The sequence below is a fragment of the Micromonospora sp. NPDC052213 genome (genome assembly GCF_040679695.1).
GTDB lineage: Bacteria > Actinomycetota > Actinomycetes > Mycobacteriales > Micromonosporaceae > Micromonospora.
In genome coordinates this window covers 1-5757 of sequence record NZ_JBFAVI010000269.1, presented here as the reverse complement: position 1 = coordinate 5757, position 5757 = coordinate 1, and the positions used below count along the sequence as shown (strand labels likewise).

At 75.1% G+C, this 5757-nt stretch carries 5 protein-coding genes; 2 read left to right on the top strand and 3 right to left on the bottom strand.

Features of this window, described 5'->3' with window-relative positions; genetic code table 11:
- Positions 1–50 precede the first annotated feature (50 nt).
- Entirely contained in the window at positions 51–854 is an 804-nt protein-coding gene (locus AB0L34_RS32570; protein WP_350706228.1) for an SGNH/GDSL hydrolase family protein, read from the bottom strand.
- A gap of 351 nt (positions 855–1205) precedes the next feature.
- Between AB0L34_RS32570 and AB0L34_RS32565 the strand changes: the two genes are divergently transcribed.
- Both AB0L34_RS32565 and AB0L34_RS32560 read left to right on the top strand, forming a co-directional pair.
- On the top strand, positions 1206–1997 hold the full coding sequence (locus tag AB0L34_RS32565; protein WP_350706230.1) for a shikimate dehydrogenase: 792 nt from the start codon (positions 1206–1208) through the stop codon (positions 1995–1997).
- Between the two features lie 114 nt (positions 1998–2111).
- Positions 2112–3560 (top strand): nitroreductase family protein, encoded by a 1449-nt coding sequence (locus AB0L34_RS32560; protein WP_363709370.1) that lies wholly within the window; start codon positions 2112–2114, stop codon positions 3558–3560.
- Positions 3561–3639: 79 nt separating this feature from the next.
- Here the strand turns inward: AB0L34_RS32560 and AB0L34_RS32555 are convergent, their stop codons facing one another.
- Both AB0L34_RS32555 and AB0L34_RS32550 read right to left on the bottom strand, forming a co-directional pair.
- Positions 3640–4302, bottom strand: a complete 663-nt coding sequence (locus AB0L34_RS32555) for a DUF402 domain-containing protein (protein WP_363709368.1) — start codon at positions 4300–4302, stop codon at positions 3640–3642.
- Positions 4303–4338: 36 nt separating this feature from the next.
- Positions 4339–5589, bottom strand: coding sequence for a hypothetical protein (locus AB0L34_RS32550; protein WP_363709366.1), 1251 nt, complete (start codon positions 5587–5589; stop codon positions 4339–4341).
- Positions 5590–5757: the final 168 nt, after the last annotated feature.

The following is a 5757-nucleotide window of genomic DNA, read 5'->3' as shown; positions in this document are numbered from 1 at the left end:
GGGCGGCTGCCGGATCAGCCGGTACGCGGCGGCGGTGGCGCGCGGTCGGGTCAGCCGGCGGCGTTGCGGAAGACCGGGTAGTAGCCGCCGGACTGGCCGGCCGCGGTCGGGTGGTAGGAGACGCCGAGGTTGAGGTAGTTGAGGGCGTGCAGCCACTTCTCGCCGTAGCTGCAGAGCTGGTGCCCGACGAAGGCCGAACGCACGTCGGCGAAGGTGAAGCCGGCCGCGTTGGCCGCGCTGCGGGTGATGTCGTCCACCAGGTTGATGGCCTCGTTGATCTTGGCTCGCGAGGTGGCGCTCAGCCCGACGCAGACGGTGCCGAGCTGGTAGAAGACCGGGTACCCGACGACCACGACCCGGGCGTTCGGGGCCCGGGTCTTGATGCCGTTGTAGACGTTGCTCAGCAGGCCGGGGAGCTGGGCGCGGGCCTTGTCCTCGGCGGCCTGCACGGCGGCGACGCACTCGGTGGTGCCCTTGAGCACGCAGGTGGTCATGATGTTGGAGTAGCCGACGTCGTTGCCGCCGACCGTGATGCTGACCAGGCTGGTGGTGGAGCTGAGCGCGGAGAGCTGGGTGTTGATCACGCTGGTCGTGGTGGCGCCGGAGCAGGCGACCGAGCGGTACGAGGCGGGCTTGACGCTGGCGGCGTACAACGCGGGGTAGGCGTTGGTGCTGCGCTGGCAGGAGCCGCTCTCGCTGGTGTAGCTGCCGGCGCCCACGCCCGAGGCGTAGGAGTCGCCGAGGGCGACGTAGCGGTCGGTGGCGGCGGCCTGGGCGGGGGCCGTCATGGACAGGCTGACGCCGAGAGCCGTGGCGAGGCTCAGGGCGAGGGTCACGAAGCGAGTTCTCCGCACGTCGCACTCCGGGGGTGAGAGGGATCGGTGCGAGATTGATATCACTAAATATTTCCCAGCGAAAGATCCTTGCGGTGATCTTAGGGGTGCCGGCAACGGTTTCCGGGTCCGCCACCCCCGTACCGCCGCGTCCGCCCACCCCGCGCCTCCAGGGGTCGGACGCCCCCGGGCACGCCCACCGTCCCCTACCGAACCGGCGGCGGCCGACCGGGCGGAAGGGGGCCGGCTCGGCGGCCGGGCGCGAACCCGGAGGGGCCCCACGTCCGGGCCCGCGATAGCGTCGGCGCGGCGCGGCACCCGACCGGCGGGACGGGCGGCCCTGGGCGTCGGCCATCGACACGGAGGCGCGGCATGACGGAGATCGGCGGCACCACCCGGCTGTACGCGCTGCTCGGCGACCCGATCGCGCAGGTGCGCGCCCCCGGCCTGCTCAATCCGGTGCTGACCCGCCGCGGCACCGACGCGGTGCTCGTCCCGGTCCACGTCGCACCGGCCGACCTCACCCCGGTCGTACGCGGCCTGCAACGGGTGGGCAACCTGCACGGGATGCTGGTCACCGTGCCGCACAAGGCCGCTGCCCTGGCCCTCGCGGACCGGGCCAGCGACCGCGCCCGCCTGGCCGGCAGCGCCAACGCCCTGCGGCGCGAGCCCGACGGGACCTGGACCGCGGAGACCTTCGACGGCGACGGGTTCGTCCGCGGGCTGGCCACGGCCGGACACCACCCCCGGGGCCGCCGGGTGTGCGTGGTGGGCGCGGGCGGGGCGGGCAGCGCCATCGCCGTCGCCCTGCTCGACGCCGGCGTGGCGGAGCTGCGGCTGGCCGACACCGACCCGGGCCGGCTGGAGACGCTGCGGCGACGGCTGTCCGACGCGTACCCGGACCGGGTCACCGGGGCGGCGCGACCGCGACTGGCCGACGCCGACCTCGCGGTCAACGCGACCCCCCTCGGGCTGCGCCCCGACGACCCGCTGCCGTTCCCGGTGGCCGAACTGCCGGCGGACGCCGTGGTCGCCGACATCATCATGACCCCGGCGGAGACGGCCCTGCTGGCCGAGGCCCGCGCGCGCGGCCTGCGGGCGCACCCCGGCGAGCCGATGCTCGCCCACCAGCTCGACTCCTACCTCGCGTTCTTCGGGCTCTGACCGGCGCCTGGCCGCCGCACGCTGACGCGACCGCCGGCCCACCGATGGGGCGCCGGGCGGGTGGGGTGGTCGGTGCGATCGTCACCACGGTGCGGGGCCGTGCGCACTGGCAGGATGGCCGCTGTGGACCTCGACTCCGGCGCCGGGCTGCTGCACCGGCTGACGTCGTACGTGCCGAACCGCGACTGGGACGTGCCCGGGGACGACCCGCGGATCCGCCACGACCTCGTGCCGAACGACCCCGAGACCCTGCCGCCGCAGCTCAAGGGCTATCCGGACGGCCTGCCCGTCGTCGCCCTGCCGCGCGACCTGCCCGACCCGGGGATCCCCGCGACGGCGGTGCTCGCGGGCGTCGCGGGCCGGGCGCAGCTCCTCGACGCCGCGCAGCTCGGCCGCGTGCTCTTCCTCGGCGCCGGCGTCGTCCGCACCGCCGAGCGCCACGGGCGGCCGTTCCTCTACCGGGCCGCCGGTTCGGCCGGCGCACGCTTCCCGCTGGAGGTCTACGCGAGCACCCGCGACGTCGCGGGCGTCCCGGACGGCGTGCACTGGTACGACCCGGCGCGGCACGCGCTCGTCCAGGTCGCCCCCGCCGCCACCGGAGCGGCCACCACGCTCGTGGTCACGGGCGTGCCGTGGCGGACGGGGTGGCGGTACGCCGAGCGCGGCTGGCGGCACCTCTACTGGGACGCCGGGACGCTGCTGTCCCAACTGTCGGCGGCGGCCACGAGCGCCGGCCTCGCGCCACGGCTGCGGACGCTGTTCCCGGACGCCACGCTACGCCGCCTCGTCGGCGCGGACGGGGTGCACGAGTATCCGCTCGCCCTGCTGTCCCTCGGCGACGGCGAGCCGGCGATCGGCCCCACCGCGGCGGCGGTGCCGGGTGAGCTGCCGCCGGTCGAGCTGCCGCTGTGCACCGCCGCGCAGCGCGCGGGCGAGCGGGACACACTCGGGGAGCCCTGGCCGGAGGCGCCGCCGCTGCCGGAGTTCCCGCCGTCCGACCCGCTCGACGAGGTGGTGCGCCGGCGCGGGTCGCAGCGCCGTATGGACCGGTCCCGGACGCTGCCGCGCGCCCTGCTGGAGTGGCCCCTGGCCGCCGCCCTGCGCGGCGTGCCGGTGCCGCACTGGGTGGCCGTGCACGGCGTCGACGGTGTGGCGCCCGGCCTCTACCGCTGGCCCGACCTGACGACGCCGCTGCGGGCCGCGGAGCTGCGCGGCGAGCTGCTGCGGGTCTGCCTGGACCAGGCGCTCGCCGGCGACGCGGCGTACGTCGTCGTCGGGGCCACGCCGCTGTCGTCGCTCGACGACCGCGGCTACCGCGACGCCCAGCTCGCCGCCGGGCTCGTCGAGGGCCGGCTGCACCTCGCGGCGTACGCCCTGGGCGCCGGCGCCTCCGGGATGACCTTCCTCGACTCGGAGGTCCCGGGCCTGCTCGGCGAGCCGGACGACCTCGCGGCGCTGCTGTTCACGTGCGTGGGCGTCCCGGAGTACGCGTCACGCGCCGGCGGCGGGCCGGGCCGCCCGGTCGAGGTCCGTCCGGTCATGCCCCGCAACGGCGGGTCCTGACGAGCAGGGCAGAGGCACGCTCGGGGCCGGCGGGCGGCGGTCAGCGGGTCGGCGTCCCAGTTCGGTCAGCGGTCGGCGGTCAGCGGGTCGACGGGACGGTGTCCCAGCCGGCCGGCAGGGCCGGCACCGGCCAGGCCGGGTCCGGCCGCCAGGACGCCCACGCCTCGTCCCACCACCGCTCCCCGGCGTCGAGCAGGGCGGCGATCCGGTCGCCCTCGGCGCGGATCGCGTCGGCCATCCCCGGATAACGCCCCTCTTCCAGGCGCTGGGCGAACATCTCCACGTCCTTCCAGACGTAGCGGGCGGCGTCGGCCGGCCACCAGAGGTCCAGCTCGTGGTCGAGGGTGTCCACCCCGATCGGGGTACGCCGGAACGGGTCCTGGAGGTTGAAGTACCACCCGGCGAAGGCGCGCTCCGGGCCGGTCCAGAAGACGTCGACGGAGTGCGCCTCGCCCGGGCGGTGCAGCATCAGCTTGCCGTGGCCGCTCCACGCCCGGTGCCCGGCGACCTGCCACGGGTGCCGCCCGCACGGGAACCGCCCGGTCTCGGGGAAGCCGAACTCCGCGCCCGGGGGCAGGTAGAGCACGAGCAGGTCGGGCGAGTCCTCGACGCAGACGGTCGGGCAGGCGAACCACACCTCGCCGTGCAGGATCTCGCGCCGGACCACCACGTCGCCCGGGGTGAAGCGGTGCCCCTCCCCGGTCCGCCCACCGTCCCGCTCCACCCGACCCGGACGTTCCACTCCCCCAACCTACCGAGTGCCGGCGTCACAGTTCGGTCAGCGGGGCCGGGAGACAACCGTACGGGCTGCGGGTCGGCGCCCGGCGACGGTGGATCCGGCCGTGGCGAAGGGGTTCGGCGTCGCTCCCGTCCAGTGCTGGAGGACGGCGGTGCCGGTCTGCCGCCGCTCACCGTCCACCGTGGTCGTCCCGCTGCTGACCACGTAGAACCGCCCGTCGCCGAGCGCCTCCAGGCCGAAGCTGCCCGGCCCCTCCCAGCCGCGGATTCCGGTGGCCGGATCGGCCAGCCCGGCCGGGGCCAGCGGGACGATCTGCCCGGTCGCGCCGTCCGGCTGGCCGGTGATCACACCGGTCTGCGGGGCGACGGTGCCGTCGATCGCGTAGAGCGTCCAGTTCGGAAACTCCGGCTTGCCGCCCCGGTAGACCGCCATCAGCCACCGGCGGGTGTGCCGGTCGTACTCCAGGTTCTGCACGCCGAAGGTGGTGTTCCCGGTCCGGACGAAAACCTTGGAGTACGGCTGCCCGGGCCCGCTCTGGTGTGGTGCGGTCTGGCTCAGCGGGCGGGCGAAAAGACCCCACCGCCGCACGTCGTAGGCGAGCAGCACCTGGTGGTCGTTGTCGGTACGCGTGGTGTTCGGGTAGACGCCGTAGGCGACCATCAGCACGTTCCGCCCGCCGGCGGTGCCCAGCGCCGGCCCGAACGAGACCCCGTCGATGCCGCTGGCGCCGTACCGGTGGTCGGCGGTCTGCCCCGTGTCGCCGTCGAAGACGCCGTCGCCGTCCAGGTCCGCCGTGAAGTCGTCGACGACCTCCTTCAGGTAGACGGTGGTCATCACCCCGTCCGTCTCGGCGTTCATTCCGACCCGGGTGATCCGGGCGACGTCGAAGATGGCGATGTAGAAGGCCCGCTGCGCCTTGTACTCCAGCGAGCCGTAGACGCGGCCGTCCTCCGGGTTGATGTCCAGGTCGCCGAGGTGGCCGGTCAGGCCGGTCACCGTGCCGACGACCCGACCGTCGAGGTCCGTCTTGACCAGGAGGTTCGTGAAGGACCAGTAGGCGTGACCGCTGCTCCAGTCGACCGCCACTCCCTGCACGTGGCCCGAGGGCCACGCGCCCCCGTACACCGTCGCCGGCATGTTCGGGGGCGCCACCGCCGGGCGCGACGTCCCGACGGCCACGCCCCGGCCCGGAGTCGGCATCGGGCCCGCCGTCGCATGCGGCGGGGCGACGGCGCCGGCCAGGACGGGAATCGCCAGGACGGCAGCCGCGGCGGTGAGGGTCCTTCGCATGTCTCTCCGTTGCTCAAGAGGATCGAACAGCGGGAGATCCTATGCGAGCTTCCCGAACGGCGGGTGCCCGGATGATCATCCGGAAATTTCGCCCGTCCGGGCGGTGACCGCCCCGATCACCGCCCGGACGGGCACGGGGCAGGGCACGACACAGCGCGCCGGGGCGGC

Excerpts from the sequence above, each read along its gene's own strand:
- AB0L34_RS32565 (WP_350706230.1), top strand. The coding sequence starts at position 1,206 with ATGACGGAGATCGGCGGCACCACCCGGCTGTACGCGCTGCTCGGCGAC.
- AB0L34_RS32560 (WP_363709370.1), top strand. The coding sequence starts at position 2,112 with ATGGCCGCTGTGGACCTCGACTCCGGCGCCGGGCTGCTGCACCGGCTG.
- AB0L34_RS32550 (WP_363709366.1), bottom strand. The coding sequence starts at position 5,589 with ATGCGAAGGACCCTCACCGCCGCGGCTGCCGTCCTGGCGATTCCCGTC.